Source organism: Enterococcus sp. 7F3_DIV0205, assembly GCF_002141365.2.
Taxonomy (GTDB): domain Bacteria; phylum Bacillota; class Bacilli; order Lactobacillales; family Enterococcaceae; genus Enterococcus_L; species Enterococcus_L palustris.
In genome coordinates this window covers 855985-874563 of sequence record NZ_CP147244.1, presented here as the reverse complement: position 1 = coordinate 874563, position 18579 = coordinate 855985, and the positions used below count along the sequence as shown (strand labels likewise).

Sequence of the window (18579 nt, the reverse complement as noted above, 5' to 3'; positions counted from 1 at the left end):
GTACATGGTAGGAATCAAAGAAATTGCAAAAAAAGCAGGGGTATCGATTTCAACTGTTTCTTATGCGTTAAATGGTAGTTCCAAAGTTACTGAAGCAACTCGAGCAAGAATTCAAGCGATTGCAGAGGAACTGGACTATGTTCCTAACATGGCTGCTCGTACCTTAAAAAGACAGCAAACCAATATAATCGGTGTATACCTTGCTGATTATGGAGGCAGCTTTTATGGTGAATTATTAGATGGAATCAAAAAAGGGTTAGAAGCCCAGAACTATGAAATGATCGTCTGCAGTGGGAATAAATCACACTTGTTCATTCCAGAACGAATGATCGATGGTGCAATTGTGTTAGATTGGACATTTAAAAATAAAGAAATCGAACAATATGCGGATCGAGGGCATTTTCTGGTCATTTTAGATCGTTTGATCACCCATAAAAATGTTCGGAAAGTTTTGTTAGATAATAAAGGCGGTGCTACGCTGGCGATTGAGAAGGCAGTTGCCTGTGATACGAAGAAATTATTTTTAGTATCAGGTCCTGAAAAGAGTTATGACGGTCAAGAGCGGCTAAATGCTAGTATGAAAGAACTAGAGCGATTTGGCATTGAGTATGAGATTATTTCAGGTGACTTTACAGAACCTTCAGGCTATCGTGCAGCAAAAGAAATCATGGAAAAAGAACAAGGTTTTCCTATAGATATCTTTGCACTGAATGATGAAATGGCTATTGGTATTTACAAATATTTTAAAGAAACGTCATACGAAATTGGGAGAGATGTTCGTGTGATTGGTTTTGATAACATTGATATCAGTGCCTTTGTTCAGCCGCGATTAGCGACGATTTCTTACTCTAAACATCGTTGGGGGATGCTGGCAGCTGAAAAAATTATTCAGTTGATTACGGGAGAAGAAACAGAAGATGATCATATTTATACAAGTTATATAGAAGGAGACTCATTTTCTGATCGCAATGAGTGACGTAATATGCATAGTAGAACAATCAGTTAAGAGTAGGACAAAAACAGATAATTAGTTTTTGTCCCGCTCTTTTTTAGTTTATTTTTAGATAGTTGTAAATTAAAGTGTTTTGATTTAAACTATTTAAGAAGAGGTGATGATAGAATGTCTAATCAGGAGAGCCTAGCAGAAAAAATTTATCAGATAAGTATTTTGCAACAAAATTATGTACTTCAAAGATTCAAAGAATTACAATTAAATAGTTTACAAGCGCGCAGTATCAGCTATATATTTCATCATCAAGGATCAATGCAACGAGAGTTAGCAGAGTATTTAGGTAAAAAGCAGGCAACAGTTACGAATATCTTAAAAGGGTTAGAAAAACGAAATGTAGTCTATCGTAAAATCCCCAAAAACAATGAGCGACAGAAAAATATCTTTCTTACGACTGATGGTGAGCAAGTAGCACATCAAGTAAGTCTGATTTTTAAAGAGCTAGATGAAAAAATTTGTAATGGATTAACGCAAGAAGAACAAGACATGTTTCAACTGAATCTTACTAAAGTTGAAACGAAGTTTTTTGAAAATTAGGAGGTTTTTTTATGATCACAGAAAAAAAGTTTGGAAATAAAGAAAATATTTGGATCAATATCAATTCTGATCAGATTGCGATTGATTCTGATTTATATAAACAATATGGTATTGATAGTGAAATCATTTCGTATGCATTAGATAGAAATGAACGAGCTCGTATTGAGTATGACAGTGAACTGGATGCGTTCATTTTGATATATAATGTTCCACAAACTAAAAAAAACGACAATCATTATGAAGCTGTCCCAATGACATTTCTCATTAAAAACAACCAGTTATTAACAATAACAAACAGTGAAAACACCTATATTATTCAATATATGGAAAAATACTTACAAAATAATTTGGATAATTCAGTATTTAAATTTCTATTTTCAAGTTTATTTATGATTACCGATAAATTTTTTCCTGTGATAGAAGAAATGAACAGAGAACGAAATCATATTAATGATATGTTAAAAGAGAAAACGACTAAAAAGAATTTATTAGCGTTGTCAGATGTTGAGACCGGCGTTGCCTACTTTATCTCTGCTACAAAACAAAATGCTGTTTTACTAGAACAAATTAAAACAAATGCGATTTTTCAGTCACTAAACGAAGATGAGAAAGAACAATGGGAGGATACTTTGATTGAAGCCAGACAATTGGTAGAGATGGCTCAATTGACTTCTCAGGTTTTACAGCAATTATCAGGTACGTATAATAATATCTTAAATAATAATTTAAATGACACAATGAAAATTTTGACGGTGCTTTCTATTTTATTGACGATTCCAACGATCGTAACAGGTTTTTTCGGAATGAATATGCCTTTACCATTGGAACATAATATTTTAGGTTGGGTGATTGCAATCGGTATCAGTTTGATAGGGTGGTTTGGGTTATCATTTATTTTACGTCTGATTTTAAAATAATAGCGAAACGAGTTACTAAACAGTATCAGGAACTAATTTCCTGATACTGTTTTTTTATTTTTTCTTTCTTAATGAATAAAATAACGACCGTGCTAACAATTTCCACATTAATGTGGAAATAGAAGATGATTTACTATCTATTCAAATATTCGTATACTCTATTTATGGAAAGCGCTTTCCGGAGGTGTGATAAATGGAAAAACGAACAAAACGAGAAAATGAGTTGATTCGTTTACTGCTGCATCAAAATGAATACCAAGCAACAAACTATTTCAGTGAAAAGCTCTCTGTATCAAGTAAGACGACGTATACTGACTTAAAGAATATTGAGACTTATCTTAATGAAAATGGGTTAACGATCGATCGCGTTCCAAGAAAAGGAATTTATTTAATTGGAAGCAAAGAAATGAAGGAACGTTTAAAAGGAATGGTCCAACAAGATCGTGTCCTTGTCCTAGAGGATGAGGAATATTCACCTGCTTATCGACAATTGATCATGATTTCATCGATTTTATTGTACGGTGAAAAAATAACATACGACGATTATGCAAAGCAATTTTTAGTCAGTAAACAATCGATCAAAAAAGATATGGATGAAGTGTTGCATTACTTAAAAAAGACAGAACTTCTTGAACTGAATGAGCGTAGAATCAATGCTTTAGAAAAAGAAACTGTGATTCAAAAGGTCTATAAGAAATATTTAGTACGCTACAGCAAAAAATATCATCCACATGTTGAAAAGAGTCCCAGAGGTAGTTTGAATTTTCTTGCTGAAATTATTGAACCAAAAATTCTTGAAATAGTGAATGATTTCATTGAGAAAATAATGATTCATACCGGTAAAATACTAAATGATTATTTTGTTTACTCTTTAAAATTGTCACTGATTATTTTTCTAACAAGGCTTAAAGCTGGACATCATGTGGAAAAGCAAAATGAATTTGTCTTTAAGGATTTACAGAAAATGCAACTTTATATGGTTGCTCTAAATTTTTCAGATGAAATCAATCAAGAGTTAAATTGTCTTTTTTCTAAGAATGATATCCAATATGTTTGTTCATTGTTATTCGCTCACAGTGTTGTACCAGGAATATCAGACTTACCGGTTGATCAAAAAATGAATGCTGTCACAAATGCCTTGATCAATGAAATGACACATTTACTTGATATAAAAGTCGATCAAGATGAACAACTATTTCAGTCATTGATTGCTCATATCATGCCAATGCTTCATAGATTAAAAAACGATATTTATGTAAGGAATCCGCTTAAAGAAAGTATCAAGAAGCAATATACTACAATGTTTACATTGACACAATTTGCTTCTGCCGTATTTGAAAAATACTATTCACTTTTTTTAAATGAAGATGAAGTATCATTTTTGACGATCCATTTTCAAGTAGCGTTTGAAAAAATTCAATCAACGAAACATGTTTTGATTGTATGTGGTAATGGATTAGCAACATCCGAATTGATTTTTAATCGTATCAAGCAAAATCTACCTGCAAGCGTTATTGTTGAAATTGTGACAGAAAAACAGCTACTAGAAAATCCAGTAGATGATATTGACTTGATCATTGCAGCAATTCCACTCGAAATAGAGAAAATTCCAGTTCTTCATGTTTCTGCTTTACCTACTGCAGAAGAAGTGGCAATGATTGCAACTTATTTATCCAACATTAGTGAAAATGAAAAAACGTTCACCTATTCAAAAGAAAATAGCACAATTTCTTTGATTCCATTTATTCAAAAAGAATTAATTTTCTTAGAACAGAGTTTTTATCGAAAAGAAGAAGTTTTGGCTTATTTAATTCAGCAATATCAAACGCTAGGATTGGTCAATGACGGTTTCGAAGAGTCGATAATTCAAAGGGAAGAACTAGGGAATACTAGTATTGTCAGTGGTGTAGCGATCCCGCACAGTGCACCAGATACAGTTAAAGAAACCAAATTATCTTTTATGACAACAAAACAACCTATTCAGTGGGGAATAAATCAGGTTCGACTGATCGTGACCATCGCAATTGCAGAAAAGGATATGGTCATAGCCAAAGATTTGGTTTCAGCTTTATATGACAGAATTGATTCAAAAGAGTGCGTGGATCAGATCATTCAAAGTCAAAGTGTGGAAGAACTAATGACTTGTTTAAAAAGGAGGGAATGTTGAAGATGTATTTTAATAGTGAGATTGCTGAATTTCAGGTAGAAGTTAAAGATAGAAATGAAGCATTTCGACGCTTAACGAAACAATTAAGAGAAAAACAGTTTATCACAGATAGCTTTCTCGAACATATTATTGAAAGAGAAGAACGTTTTCCTACAGGACTTCCTGTTACGAATATTGGCGTCGCAATTCCGCACACGGATAGTGAGTATGTAAAAAAATCACAAATTGCCTTTATGTCTTTAAAAGAACCGATCTCATTTTTTGAAATGGGAACCTCAGATAAGCCAGTAGCTGTTCATATGATTTTTATGCTGGCGTTGAAAGAACCACATGAACAATTGGAAATGTTACAGAAGCTGATTGAGATGATTCAAAATCCAGAAACAATGGAAAATTTATATCGTTGCCAAACCAAATCAGAATTTATTGAAATTATTCATCATGTTGGCTTAGCTTAAAGAAATGGGGGAAATAACATGTTAGATGCATTACAGTGGTTTGTTGACTTGGGTGCCATCGTCGTTTTACCGATCTTGATTTTTGTATTTGGTATGATTCTCGGGACCAAACCGGCTAAAGCCTTTACATCTGCTTTGACGGTCGGCGTTGGGTTTGTAGGGTTAAATTTAGTGATTGATTTGTTGAGTAGTAGTTTAGGACCAGCAGCACAGGCTATGGTTGAGCGCTTTGGTTTGAATTTAACGACAATCGACGTAGGATGGCCAGCGGCTGCGGCAATTTCGTATGGAACGGTCTTAGGAAGTTTAGCAATTCCAATCGGCGTATTACTAAACGTAGCCTTGATTATTTTAGGGTTAACGAAGACCTTAAACGTGGATATTTGGAATTTCTGGCATGGTGCGTTTATTGCGTCGTTAGTCTATGCTTTAACTGGTAATTTTGCGATTGGAATCGCAGCAACTGTGGTTTATATGATGATGATTTTGTTGTTCGGTGATATTTTAGGACCAATCGTGAAAAAATTCTATGGTTTCCCTAATATTACATTTCCTCATGGGACTGCGGCTCCCGGCTTCATTTTTGCAATACCAATGAATTGGCTGTTTGACCGTATTCCTGGAATAAAAAATTGGAAAGCAGATCCTGAAACGATCCAAAAACGCTTTGGTATTTTCGGTGATTCAACTGTGATGGGCTTTCTGATTGGGTTAGTGATTGGGCTCTTTGCAGGATATGATGTTGCAGGCGTTGGTCAATTAGCAGTGAAAACTGGCGCAGTGATGGTTTTGATGCCGAAGATGGTTGCACTTTTAATGGAAGGATTGACACCAATTTCAGAAGCAGCGAATGAATTTGTGAAGAAACGTTTTCCTGGAAGAGAATTATATATTGGGATGGATGCAGCATTATCAGTAGGACATCCAGCCGTTCTATCATCTTCTCTATTATTAGTTCCAATTACAATTTTATTAGCTGTTATTTTACCAGGAAATACAACCTTACCGTTTGGAGATCTTGCAACGATTCCTTTCTTAGTTTGTTTAATGGCCGCAGTTTTTGCTGGAAATATCGTTCGAACAGTTATCGCAGGTTCAATTTATATGGTCAGCATTCTTTATATCACTTCTTGGGTCGCACCATTAGTGACGATGTCAGCCAAGGCAGCGAACTTTGACTTACAAGGGAATTCAAGTATTACGGCACTAGCTGAGGGTGGTTTATGGACGACATGGATGTATGTTGGCTTGACAAAACTATTGAGCTGGGGTGGGTTAGCCATCATAGGCGTAGTTGTTTTATGCGGAATGATCTATGTGAATAAAATTTTACCCAAAAAACAAGCAATTAAATAAACGAAAAGAGAGGAAGTATGGATAATGAAAAAAATGTTGATTATGTGTGGGACAGGTGTAGCTACGTCTACAATCGTAACAAACAAAGTGAAAGATTGGTTGAAAGAAAAGGGTTATGAAAATGATGTGAAATTATACCAATCAAAAGTCGCAGATGAGATGAATAGAATTGATGATTATGACATCATCGTTAGTACAACAGTCGTACCAGATAAAATCAAGGATAAAATAATCATGGGGTTACCGTTATTGACGGGAATGGGAACTGAGGAAATGTATCAAGAAATCGAAGCTAAAATCAAAGAATAGGAGGAATTGCTTTGTTAGTTACATCTAAAGAATTATTTAATAGGGCGCAAAAAGAACAATTTGCTATTCCTGCTGCTAATTTCTTTGACTTAGATTCAGCACGATCTTACGTAAACGTGGCTGAACGAATGAATAAACCGTTGATTTTAGCTTTTGCACAAGCGCATATGGATATGATGTCGCTGGAAGAAGCGGCCTTGATCGGAAATTATTTAGCAAAAAAAGCGCAAGTGCCAGTGGTCTTACATTTAGATCATGGACAAGATGAAAAGATTATTAAACAAGCAATAGAATTAGGCTTTTCATCTGTCATGATCGATGCGTCTCTTGATTCATTTGCAGAGAATGTTCGGCGGTCCAAGGTGATTTCAGACTATGCTCATGAAAGAGGAGTAGTTGTTGAAGCTGAAATTGGTTTTGTCGGTTCTGGTTTGAATTATGAAAATCATGATCACAGTGATTCCGTATATACGGAAGTAACAGATGCGGTGCGTTTTGTTGAAGAGACAAACGTAGATTCTTTAGCCGTTTCCATCGGAACAGCTCACGGTTTTTACAAGGGAACACCTAAAATAAGTTTTGACCGTTTAGCCGAACTTCGAGAGGCTATAAAAACACCCCTTGTATTACACGGAGGTTCTTCATCAGGTGACGAAAATTTACATCGATGTGCAACAGAGGGAATTAGTAAAATCAATATTTTTACTGATTTTATTACGGCTGCGATGAAAACGATCGAACGAGAATCTCCAACAGATTATGTTCGACTAAAAAAACTAGCCAATCAAGCGATGGAAAATACGTTGGAGCATTGTTATACACTATTTGCAACTAAATAAAAGAGGTGATCAATTTGAAGAAAAGGACGGTTCGAGCACCATTTTTCTGTGTGAATCCAAAAGCATATTTATATGGGGATGATGCTCTAAAATTAGCGGAAAAAGCAGATGAACTTGCTGGTAAGTATGATATCGATATTTTTTTCACGGTTCAGTATGTGGATGCATATAGAATTTCTCAAGCAACAAAACATTTGATTCTTACCGTGCAACATATGGATGGCTTAACAGTCGGACCAGGTATGGGTTATATTTTACCAGAAGGACTTGTAGAGGCAGGCGTGCAAGCGACATTTTTGAATCATGCGGAACATCCTGTTGGGATCAATCAATTAGTAACGATTATGAAAAGAGCACAGGAGCAAGGGATTTTGGTTATTGCGTGTGCAGATTCAATTGCTGAAGCACATGCAATTGCTACACTTAAACCTGATGTCATGGTTTGTGAACCGACAGAGTTGATCGGGACAGGGAAGACCAGCGATAGTTCGTATATGAAACAAACAAATCAGGCTGTAAAATCTGTTTCACCCAACACGCTTGTGCTTCAAGCTGCAGGGATCAGTACGATTGAGGATGTTCGTCAAGCGCTAGAATCGGGAGCGGATGGAACAGGTGGGACGAGTGGTATTGTGTGTGCAAAAGACCCAGTTCAAACGTTGCAAGATATGGTAGAAGAAGTTGTTAAAGTCAGAGCAGAGTTAAAGGAGTCATAAGAAATGAAAATATATACAAAAGATTTAATTTTGACGTCTAATGGACAACGTGTAAGTTATCATAATATCACAGAAGAAGTGAAACAAGCCGTAAAAGAGAGTGAGCTTCAAAATGGGATATGTGTTGTTCAATCGCCGCATACGACTTGTTCAGTGATTTTTGAAGAATATGTTCACGATTTAGATTTTAATGGAGACGAATTTTTACAAGTGGATCTTAATCGTATTCTAGATGAAATCATTCCTAGAGAGTTGTCAGAAGAAACCAATTATCGTTATCCAGGTCCCAAACATCTTGAATTCCTAATGAGTTTGGATGATCCAAACTATCCCTGTGATCCGGGAACAATCTTAAATGGAGATGCCCATATACGAGCTTCTCTATTCGGTGCTAGTGAAACCTTTATTGTGAAAGATGCAGGACTTCAAATAGGTTCAGTTGGGTATATTTACTTTATAGATTTTGACCAAAACCGAAAACGAAATAGAAAATGTCAGTTGATGATTTTAGGTGAATAAAATGTTATAAAGATTTAGGAGAAAAGGGTTGTTTCTTTTAAATTAAGACTTTAGATAAATTTCATGTGATCGGGACATAACGTAAAGAGTTATGTCCCGATCACATTTTTGTCATAAGCACAAAAAAGAAATAATCAGATTAAAATTATTGCTAATCAATATCAAAATGTATAGAACAATTGTAAGAATGTTCTATCTGGAAAATACATAAAAGATGTAATGGAATAAAGCGATATTCACAGGTTCTGCTGTGTTTAACGTTATATACATAAAAAATAAACTTGCAATAAATACAACCGTGTGCTATTGTTATGACAATAAGATGTGAACGGAAGGTGAGACAATGAATGACAATAGATTACCCTTGTATATTCAAATTGCCAGCGACTTAAAATTCAAGATTCATTCAGGCGAATGGGAGGTTGAAGATCAAATTCCTACGGAGTTTGAACTATGCAATATCTATGATGTCAGTCGGATTACGATTCGTAAAGCGATTGATCAATTAGTTAATGAAGGACTCTTGTATCGTAAACGAGCTGTAGGAACATTTGTACAATCCAAAGAGCCAGAAATCAAGGAAACCATTGTAAAAAGCTTTACGCAAGAAATGAATGATCTTGGAAGAAAAGTCCATACTCTACAAGCAAAAATAGAAAAAAAGACTGCGTCAGCTAAAATTGCGAACTTTTTAAATATCAAAGAAGGTGAGCCTGTTTTAAATCTTCAACGGGTTTTTGGAACGGACGATCTAGCATTTGCATTTTTTGATACCTACTTTACCTTTGATCAACGTTTTTCAATAGATAGCCAAGACTATTACGGTTCTTTTTATGAATATTTGAAAAAATTTGATATTGTTGTAGATTCAATTAAAGAATATGTTGAAGCAATTGAACCAAGTGAACAATTAGTACAAGCTCTTGAAATCAATGAACATACGCCGATTTTAAAACGAGTAAGAATCACTCAACAATTAGGGAAAGATTTTCACGAGTACTCAGAGTGTTTTTATATAGGTAGTGAGTATCGCTACTATGTAGAAGGCTAAACTTAATTAAATGAAAGTGTATTTCTGAAAACAGAAATATATTTTCATTATAATATAATGTAATGACAATATGTCAATATGAGGAGGAAGAAATATGGCAATTTCATTTATTAGAATTGACGATCGAATTATTCATGGACAAGTGGTTACACGTTGGATGAGTGAAAGAAAATGTGATGGGGTCGTAGCGGTAGATGATCCATCAGCAAATAATCCGGTACTTGCTAAAATGTTGAAGTCAGCAGTTCCCTCGCCGTTAAAAGGTTTTGTGCTAACAGAAGCAGAATTAATACAAAAATGGCCTAAGATTGTTGAAAGCAAGAGACAATATTTTCTAATTGCACGTTCACCAGAAACACTTGTTAGAATTTTTGAAAGCGGTGTCGATTTTATTTCTGAGCATCAAGAGTTAAATGTTGGACCGATGAGTGTTAGGGAAGGGGCAAAAAAATACGGTAAAAACTTAAGTATGATTCGAACTGAAGAAACGGCTTTTGATACATTGCAAAAAAATGGGATGACCATTTCATTTCAATTGGTACCCGATTCCAAAAAGAAAACTTGGACTGAACTGAAAGCTGAAGGAGGAGAGTAATAATGAATGGAACCTTATTATTTCAAGCAGTTGCGGTGTCGATCTTCTGTTATCTTGGTGCTTTATCGACACCTTGGCTACTGGGTTTGACAGGTGGATGGTATACAATTACGCGACCATTAGTATCAGGAATGATCGTTGGGTTAATTTTAGGTGATCTGAAACAGGGAATTTTGATTGGTGTTGCAATTCAAACAGTCTATATTGCAATGGTTACACCTGGAGGACAGATGCCGGCAGATCTAAACTTTGTAGCTTTTCCAGCTATTGCTTTAGCGATGTTATCAAATGCAAGTACTGAAGTCGCTGTAACCTTGGCTACGACCATCGGTGTTCTAGGTACGATCGTGTTTAACTTATATCAAGTAGTCAACTCATTTTGGAATCATCGAGCGGTAGCAGCTATTCAAGAAGGCGATTATCGGAAATTTCGCTTAAATGCCATTGCAGGGCCTCAAGCAACAAACTTTATTTCTCGTTTCTTGCCTTCATTCTTAGTTGTGTATTTTGGTTCAGGCTTTGCTAAAACAATGTTGGATTCTATGCCTCAATATTTGATCGATGTTATGAGTTATTTAGGTGGTGTTTTGCCAGCGATTGGGATTGCAATGTTACTTACAGCAGTGGTTAAAGAGAATTCACTGTTTCTTTTCTTCTTATTAGGATTTGTTTGTATTGTCTTTTTAAATTTAAATATGATTGCGCTAACAATCGTAGCAGGTGTCATCGCGTATCTGTACTATACAGGTTCGAGTAAAAAAGGAGTAGTTACTCCAAATGGTGTAGTTGACGAAGAGGATGAGGAGGAGTTTTAATAATGACAGAAAAATTATTAGATAAAAAAACCTTAACAAAGTCATACCACAAATGGATGATGTATAACTTGGTTGCCATGAGCTTTGAGTTTTTAGAAGCGATGGGATTTGCGCTGTCAATGGAACCAATAGCTGATAAATTATACAGTGAAGAACCTGAAAAGAAAAAAGAGATGATGGAGCGCCATACTGCGTTTTATAATACGGAACCTCAAGTTGGAGCATTGATCAATGGAATCTCAGCTGGACTTGAAGAACAAAAAGCTTTAGGGAATTCTGGCATTACAGGTGAGTTGATCAATAGTTTGAAGATTGGTTTAATGGGTCCTTTGGCTGGTATTGGCGATTCAATGGTACCAGGAATGTTGATTCCGATTTTACTTTCAATCGGGATGGGGTTATCTTCAAATGGCAGCATTCTAGGCGTTCTTTTCTATATTGTTGCGTATAACTGCATTATGTATTTTGGTTCTCGTTATCTCTTTTTTAAAGGATATGAACTTGGTGCTGAATCTGTGGATGTATTTACTGGAGAAAAAGCACAGCAAATAACAAAGGCGATTACTGTTTTAGGAATGACAGTTATTGGAGGTGTAGCAGCTTCTTATGTAAAACTTGAGATACCCGCAAAATTTGCTTTAACAGGAACAGAAATTGATGTTCAAGCAATACTAGATGGTATTTTTCCTAAACTAGCACCGCTTTTAGTGATTTTCTTTTCTTGGTATTTGATGGCGAAGAAAAATGTTTCTCCAGTGAAACTGATTATGCTTTATTTTATCGTCGCATTTGCGGGTGTTGGTCTAGCTTATCTATTTTAAAAACAATTGGATACTATAAACACAACTATTCAAATGTGATTTAGGATTTTTAACCAATGACAAAAGGAGATAGGATATAAATGAATAATCGAATCATTTTAGTAAGTCACCTCGGTTTAGCAACTGGAATGAAAAAAGCTCTTGAGTTTATTGTGGGTGAGCAATCACAGCTTTATGCCGTAGAACTAGATGAACAAGGAATCGAGCATTTTAAAGAAAAGTTGCGCTTTTTAGAAAATGAAAACAAGGTAGATCATACAATTATTGTAAGTGATATTCCTTCAGGTTCACCAGGAGCTACGGCGTATAGTTTTTTCGCAGAAACAGGTAGCGTCAGGTTGTTAAGTGGCATGAATCTTCCGTTAGTGCTGGATTTAGTTTTATCAAGTGCAGTCAAACCAGTTGAACAATTAATTCCCGAAGCAATAAGTGCCGCTAAAGAAGCGATTCAAGATTATACAATTTTTTCGGATGGAGAGTCTGAGGATGAGTTTTGAGAGGGTGCTTGATGTTCAGTTGGAAGCAGCAGACTTGACCTTTCAATTTGGCTCAGGTATTTTTCATCCTGAAAAAGTAGAAAAAAGATACTTGAAAGATATTTGTGCTAGCTTGCTAGATAGAGAGGCAAAAGGACCAGACATTCTATATTCAATTGCAATGGATGTGGGGAAAAAGGATCATTTTGAAGATTTGAGAAAACGTAATTTATTATATGGAATCGTTGCATATAATGCTGGTTTGATTGGCAATGAACTGGTCCGTAGTCAAGGACATATCCATGCAGTATCAGCTTCATGTCAGTCTTCTACACCAGAAGTATATGAAATATGGCAAGGTGAAGCATATATTTACATGCAGGAGTTCGTTGAAGATTTACCAGGACGATGTGTAGCGATTTTAGCTAAAGCAGGAGAGATTGTTATCGTACCACCAAATTGGGCCCATTATACTGTAAATGCTTCTCAAAATAAAAAAATGCTCTTTGGTGCTTGGTGTGTTCGGGACTATGCGTTTGAATATAAAGAAATTAGGAAACGTCAAGGTTTAGCTTATTATCCAATCGTTGAAAAAGGTGTAGTAAAATGGCTAAACAATTCTCATTATGTTTATGAAGGCTTAGAAATAAAACAAGCCAGAGAGTATCCTGAGTTTGGCTTATCCAAAAAGAATTTATATACACAATACGAAGAAAAAATGTCGCGATTTGAATTTGTGACGGATCCATTGAAATATCAAAGAATATGGACAGAATTTCAACCGTAGAAAGGAGCTGGAAAATGACGAAAGCGCTAATTCGTCTTAATGAAAAGATACCTTGTCTGGAAGGAAAGGCTATTAAAACCAGTCAAACTAAGCTTGAAAGTTACCTAGATTATTATCAAGAAAACAATCAAAATTTTGACCTTTCTAAAGTCATCTATGAAGTTGAATATCATGACAATGGATTACAAGAGGGGCAAAAAGGAGGCTTGTTTCTTGGGATCTCCCATTTAATGCCAGGCACTGTAGGTGAGGAATTTTATATGACGAAAGGTCATTTGCATCACAAAAAAGATACAGGCGAATATTATTGGGGATTAAAAGGATGTGGTCTGCTACTTTTAGTTTATGAGGATGGCACTTATGAACTTGAGAAGGTTTCCACAGGTTCAATTCATTATATTCCTGGAAGGACAAGCCATCGTTTGATCAATATCGGTACTGAAAAACTATCAGTCGGTGCATGCTGGTCAACAGAATCAGGACATGATTACGTAAACTGCCATTTTCCAGTCAGAGTGTTTAAAAAAGGAGAGGGAAAATTTGAAGTCATCCATTGTACGACCTGAGATAAGAATACAAAATCAGGCAACAGTTATTACATCTTATGAAGAAATTGTCCAAACATTACTAGAACAAAAAAATAAGAATCACGCTTTAACGATCGCAATCGAGTGTTATCCAGTTTCAAATGAAACTCTTTTGTTAGAAAAAATCATTTGTCCGTTAAAACCAGCGATGATTATCAATGCCGCTGAACTATTCATAGAGTCATCTGAATTAAATAAAAAAATCCAAGATAATTTAACGGATGACCGAATCTTTGGTTTGATGAGTCATCATATTTTTGAGGATTTTGTCGATGAAGCAAAATTTAAGATCGTAACAGATAAATTGAATGAAGTAAGAGCTACACAAGAACTTTCAGTTATATACGGTGTAGGGGCTTCTCTTGTCGATAATGTAGATATACTGATTTACGTCGATTTGGCACGTTGGGAGATCCAAAAACGCTACCGTTCTGGAGAATATAGTAATTGGTTTGGAAATAACGCAGGAGAAGATGCCTTACGAATGATCAAACGCGGCTATTTTTTTGAATGGCCAATAGCTGATCGTCATAAGAAAAAAATTGCTGGAAAAATAGATTATTTAATAGACATTCATGATGAAAAACAACCGAAAATGATTGCCTATAAGGATTACTTAAATGGTTTGAAAGAAGTTGTTTCTCAGCCCTTTTCATTAGTTCCCTTTTTTGATCCAGGGATTTGGGGTGGAACATGGATGCAGAAAACATTTGATATCGGACATGAAGAAAAGAATTTAGCGTGGAGTTTTAATGGGGTACCAGAAGAAAATAGTTTACTGTTAAATTTTTCAGGAACATGTATTGAGATTCCAGCGAACAACTTGATTTTTAACTTTGGGGAAGAACTTTTAGGGAACAGGGCATTTGGCCGATTTGGGCATGAATTTCCTATCCGCTTCAATTTTTTAGATACGATGGATGGTCAAAATTTAAGCTTACAAGTTCATCCTAAAGTAGACTATGCACAAGAAAAATTCGGCGTTCCTTATACTCAAGATGAAAGTTATTATGTGTTAGAAGCCAAAAATGATGCAGTTGTTTACTTAGGTGTAAATGAAGGTATTGAAAAAGAAGAGCTGATCAATGCGTTAAAAGAGGCTGAAACAGGGCAAGTAAGTTTTGACGATGAAAAATATATTTACCGCCATGTGATGAAAAAGCACGATCATTACTCTATCCCTTCTGGTACGATTCACTCTAGTGGTAAAGATTCGGTCATTTTAGAAATTAGTGCGACACCAAATCGTTTTACTTTTAAGCTTTGGGACTGGGATCGAGTAGATTTCGATGGCTTACCTAGACCGGTCAATATTGACCATGGAGAACCTAATATTGACATATACAAAGATGAAAAGTGGGTTGAGAAAGAATTGATCAATCCATTTATAGTAATCGCACAAGGTGAAGGCTGGTTGGAAGAAAAAACAGGACTTCACGAAACAGAGTTTATCGAAACAAGACGACATACATTCAATCAAAAAGTACACCATGAAAATCATGGGAGTGTAAATGTCTTGAATTTGGTTGAAGGGGAAGAAGCATTAGTAACGAGTCCTAAAGATGAGTTTGCACCTTATCGCATTCAATATGCGCAGACGTTTATTATTCCTGCAACTATCGAAGTATATGATATTGAACCGTATGGAGCTAGTTTGGGTAAAACAATTAAAACGATGAAGGCATTTGTGCGATAGCTATTGAATGAAGAAAAAACGTACGAAACCTTAGTCATTAAAGCATGTTGATAAAAAAACTCTTGGAAACGAGGTCGAAAAAGTGAATTTGCAAAAGACTTTTTTGATGGTGGAGCAATTTTTAAAAAAACGAAAAGACTTTTTGCTTAAGCGGTCGGTTTGTCTGTTGGAGATGAATTTTTTGAAGTATGATGTTAACTAGGTGGATCAAATAGAATCAGTTTTTTTATAATTCTAAAATGAACTTCTTTTTTAGACCATTATATAGAGTATGGTCTAAAAAAAAGAAAAGTCTTGAATGAAAAAGTACTAAAAAACAATCACGATTTAGTTTCGAACTATCATCGTGATTGTTTTTTATTTTTTCTTAGGTAGATTTTTTAATGCTACCAAAAAGAACGGCAAATAGAGAAATAATAAGTTTGTACGTTGCCAAAGACCACGATAAGGAATCGGAATTTTGTTTACTAAAGGAATTTTAGGTGCGGCAAATAAAAGCATAAAACAAATTGTAATGATAAAGATAATCCTAAGTTTTTGTACAAATAAATAATTTTTTTCTAAACCGTAGAGTTTCATCAAAATAAAGGTAGCGATAAGAAGTGCGATAAATCCTATTCCTGATAAGTAATCATGCACAATTGATTCAATATCTATTTTAGATAGGTTAGTTGAACGATCAAAAAGTGCTGTAACAAAACAATCTCCAAGTGCAAATCCAGTCATCATAATACTCAGCCATGTAGCAAGGGATGTTGATGTATTTTTAAAACGTGTATAGAAACTAGGGATAGTCAAAAGAAGTAAACTACCATCAATCAGCTGCCAAATTTTAAAACCGATCCTAGTTGGGCTGCCATCCTCACCGAAATCACTGATCAGCATTGTAATGTGGTTATAACCTGGATAAAAAATTGCGAAAATCCACGGAAATGTAAATTCGCTGATAATCACCAAGATCATAATAAAAAATCCATATTTATGTAACATTTTCATGAAAAAACCTTCTTTATTTATAATCATTTAAATTCACTACAGTATACTATACAACTTGTTCGTTTAAGAAAAAAATGATTTAACCACTAGCTTCTGATTTACGCAGAAGAACAAGAGGAATCTACCCCCTTGCAGTTCAAAGGTTTTTCATGGATAATAAGGAACTGAGTCTAAAAAAATATTTGGACTACTAAGATGATAAATAAGGTCACACTAAAGGAATTCTAACGTGTGTAAAATATTTTGATCAATACAAGAGAAGAATGGTGAAACGATGAATAGAATAAATTTCAACGATTATCCGCTAAGTGACGTAATCGTAAAAGCAATTTCAGATTTAGGTTACCAAACACCAACACCAGTTCAACAAGCAGTCATGCCAGCAGTGCTGGATGGAAGAGATGTTCTAGTCCAGTCACAGACCGGAAGTGGAAAAACTGCAAGTTTCGGTATTCCACTTTGTGAAAAAGTCGACTGGGTGGAAAATAAACCGCAAGTACTTGTTCTAGAACCAACAAGAGAGTTAGCGCAGCAAGTGCAAGAAGATCTTATCAATATTGGACGTTACAAACGGATAAAAGCTACTGCAGTTTATGGAAAAGCTTCATATGTTAAGCAAAAATCAGAATTAAAACAAAAAAGTCATATCGTTGTTGGAACCCCTGGTCGAGTATTAGACCATATCTTAAAAGGGACACTTCCTCTTGAAAAAATCAATTGTTTAGTGATCGATGAAGCAGACGAGATGCTAAATATGGGATTCATCGAACAAGTGAAAGAAATAATTGCAGCCTTACCAGAAGCAAAAAATACGCTATTATTTTCTGCGACAATGCCAAAAACAATTGAACAGATGAGTAGTTCATATCTACATGACCCTATTATCGTAAAAATAGAAGCGACAGAGAAAACAACGCCTAAAATTCAACATGCTTTTTTAAATGTATCTGAGGAAAGCAAATTGGCAGCATTAGAAGCGGTGACGATTGTTGAAAATCCGGATACTTGTATCATTTTTGGCAATACACAAGAAAGAGTTAATGACACATACGATTTCTTAGTTGACGCAGGTTATCCTGTTGGGAAATTGCATGGTGGTATGATACAAGAAGATCGTTTTGAAGTGATGGATGCCTTTAGAAAAAGCAAGTTTCGTTATCTTGTGGCGACAGATGTGGCAGCTCGAGGTATCGATATTGAAAATATCACTCACGTCATCAATCTTGATGTTCCATTTGAAAAAGAAAGTTATATTCATCGGGTAGGACGAACAGGACGTGCAGGGAAAGAAGGTTTTGCGCTGACATTCGTGACGCCTAAAGAAGAGACGTTGAAAAAAGAAATTGAATCCTTTGGTGAATTAACAATGACACCAATCACGTTACCTAATGCTAAGTTAGTTGCCAAAAGTAAATCAGCTTTTGAAAAGAAAATAACAACAAAACAAAAGCCTAAACAACAAAAAGCCAAACGTGTAAATGAAGAAATCACAAAAGTTTATTTCAACGGTGGTAAGAAAAAGAAATTACGCGCACTTGATTTTGTAGGAACTATTTCAAAAATTGAAGGAATCACATCAGAAGACATCGGTATTATTACCATTCAAGAAAACGTGACGTACGTTGATATTCTAAATGGCAAAGGTCAACTTGTGATTCAAGCGATGAAAGAAAGAACAATCAAAGGCAAACAATTAAAAGTACATGTAGCAAGAAAGAAATAATTAAAACGAGTATATACTTCAAATATGGATTGAAGCATATACTCGTTTTTTTAGTTATTTAAGAAGAATTATTTGAACCGACTACAGAAGTCGTAAACTGAAAAAATTAAATGTGTTTTTTTTGTTACAATACTCTAATTTTTGTTTAAGAAGGGAATCGTAAACAAAAAGAGGGGAAGCAAAAGAGGTACAATGAAAGAACACT

At 35.2% G+C, this 18579-nt stretch carries 20 protein-coding genes; 19 read left to right on the top strand and 1 reads right to left on the bottom strand.

Annotation, left to right across the window (positions count from 1 at the left end):
* The first annotated feature begins 4 nt into the window (after positions 1–4).
* From A5821_RS04075 to A5821_RS03990, 18 genes are all read left to right on the top strand, one after another.
* Positions 5–976 carry a LacI family DNA-binding transcriptional regulator gene (locus A5821_RS04075; RefSeq protein WP_086313321.1) on the top strand — a complete coding sequence of 324 codons (972 nt, stop codon included), beginning with the start codon at positions 5–7 and terminating at the stop codon, positions 974–976.
* A gap of 144 nt (positions 977–1120) precedes the next feature.
* Positions 1121–1546, top strand: coding sequence for a MarR family winged helix-turn-helix transcriptional regulator (locus A5821_RS04070; protein ID WP_086313319.1), 426 nt, complete (start codon positions 1121–1123; stop codon positions 1544–1546).
* Between the two features lie 11 nt (positions 1547–1557).
* On the top strand, positions 1558–2463 hold the full coding sequence (locus A5821_RS04065; protein WP_086313317.1) for a magnesium transporter CorA family protein: 906 nt from the start codon (positions 1558–1560) through the stop codon (positions 2461–2463).
* Between the two features lie 193 nt (positions 2464–2656).
* Positions 2657–4630: a BglG family transcription antiterminator gene (locus tag A5821_RS04060; RefSeq protein WP_086313315.1), complete on the top strand. Its 1974-nt coding sequence runs from the start codon at positions 2657–2659 to the stop codon at positions 4628–4630.
* Positions 4631–4632: 2 nt separating this feature from the next.
* Positions 4633–5088 carry a PTS sugar transporter subunit IIA gene (locus A5821_RS04055; RefSeq protein ID WP_086313314.1) on the top strand — a complete coding sequence of 152 codons (456 nt, stop codon included), beginning with the start codon at positions 4633–4635 and terminating at the stop codon, positions 5086–5088.
* Between the two features lie 18 nt (positions 5089–5106).
* Entirely contained in the window at positions 5107–6444 is a 1338-nt protein-coding gene (locus A5821_RS04050) for a PTS galactitol transporter subunit IIC (RefSeq protein ID WP_086313312.1), read from the top strand.
* Positions 6445–6468: 24 nt separating this feature from the next.
* Complete coding sequence (locus tag A5821_RS04045) at positions 6469–6753, top strand: PTS sugar transporter subunit IIB (protein WP_086313310.1); 285 nt, start codon at positions 6469–6471, stop codon at positions 6751–6753.
* A gap of 11 nt (positions 6754–6764) precedes the next feature.
* Entirely contained in the window at positions 6765–7592 is an 828-nt protein-coding gene (locus tag A5821_RS04040) for a class II fructose-bisphosphate aldolase (RefSeq protein ID WP_086313308.1), read from the top strand.
* A 14-nt stretch (positions 7593–7606) separates the two neighbouring features.
* Entirely contained in the window at positions 7607–8308 is a 702-nt protein-coding gene (locus A5821_RS04035) for a triose-phosphate isomerase (RefSeq protein WP_086313307.1), read from the top strand.
* A 3-nt stretch (positions 8309–8311) separates the two neighbouring features.
* The gene (locus tag A5821_RS04030) at positions 8312–8827 is read left to right on the top strand and encodes a YjbQ family protein (RefSeq protein WP_086313305.1); all 516 of its coding nucleotides are present in this window, start codon (positions 8312–8314) and stop codon (positions 8825–8827) included.
* 343 nt (positions 8828–9170) lie between these two features.
* The gene (locus A5821_RS04025; RefSeq protein ID WP_086313303.1) at positions 9171–9878 is read left to right on the top strand and encodes a GntR family transcriptional regulator; all 708 of its coding nucleotides are present in this window, start codon (positions 9171–9173) and stop codon (positions 9876–9878) included.
* A 94-nt stretch (positions 9879–9972) separates the two neighbouring features.
* Entirely contained in the window at positions 9973–10473 is a 501-nt protein-coding gene (locus A5821_RS04020) for a PTS system mannose/fructose/N-acetylgalactosamine-transporter subunit IIB (RefSeq protein ID WP_086313301.1), read from the top strand.
* Between the two features lie 2 nt (positions 10474–10475).
* A complete protein-coding gene (locus tag A5821_RS04015) occupies positions 10476–11288 on the top strand; it encodes a PTS mannose/fructose/sorbose/N-acetylgalactosamine transporter subunit IIC (protein WP_086313299.1) in 813 nt (270 codons plus the stop codon).
* A 2-nt stretch (positions 11289–11290) separates the two neighbouring features.
* Positions 11291–12109 (top strand): PTS system mannose/fructose/sorbose family transporter subunit IID, encoded by an 819-nt coding sequence (locus tag A5821_RS04010; protein ID WP_086313298.1) that lies wholly within the window; start codon positions 11291–11293, stop codon positions 12107–12109.
* Positions 12110–12189: 80 nt separating this feature from the next.
* Positions 12190–12606: a PTS sugar transporter subunit IIA gene (locus tag A5821_RS04005; RefSeq protein ID WP_086313297.1), complete on the top strand. Its 417-nt coding sequence runs from the start codon at positions 12190–12192 to the stop codon at positions 12604–12606.
* Positions 12596–13372: a glucose-6-phosphate isomerase family protein gene (locus A5821_RS04000; protein WP_086313295.1), complete on the top strand. Its 777-nt coding sequence runs from the start codon at positions 12596–12598 to the stop codon at positions 13370–13372. The genes A5821_RS04005 and A5821_RS04000 overlap by 11 nt, the downstream gene beginning before the upstream one ends.
* A 14-nt stretch (positions 13373–13386) precedes the next feature.
* Positions 13387–13938: a glucose-6-phosphate isomerase family protein gene (locus tag A5821_RS03995; protein WP_086313293.1), complete on the top strand. Its 552-nt coding sequence runs from the start codon at positions 13387–13389 to the stop codon at positions 13936–13938.
* Positions 13913–15655 (top strand): class I mannose-6-phosphate isomerase, encoded by a 1743-nt coding sequence (locus A5821_RS03990; RefSeq protein ID WP_086313292.1) that lies wholly within the window; start codon positions 13913–13915, stop codon positions 15653–15655. The genes A5821_RS03995 and A5821_RS03990 overlap by 26 nt, the downstream gene beginning before the upstream one ends.
* A gap of 357 nt (positions 15656–16012) precedes the next feature.
* Here A5821_RS03990 and A5821_RS03985 read toward each other — a convergent pair whose 3' ends face one another.
* Positions 16013–16651: a DUF998 domain-containing protein gene (locus A5821_RS03985; RefSeq protein WP_086313290.1), complete on the bottom strand. Its 639-nt coding sequence runs from the start codon at positions 16649–16651 to the stop codon at positions 16013–16015.
* A gap of 274 nt (positions 16652–16925) precedes the next feature.
* Here A5821_RS03985 and A5821_RS03980 point away from each other — a divergent pair, with 274 nt between their 5' ends.
* Positions 16926–18374, top strand: a complete 1449-nt coding sequence (locus A5821_RS03980) for a DEAD/DEAH box helicase (protein ID WP_086313289.1) — start codon at positions 16926–16928, stop codon at positions 18372–18374.
* The last annotated feature ends 205 nt before the right edge of the window (positions 18375–18579 follow it).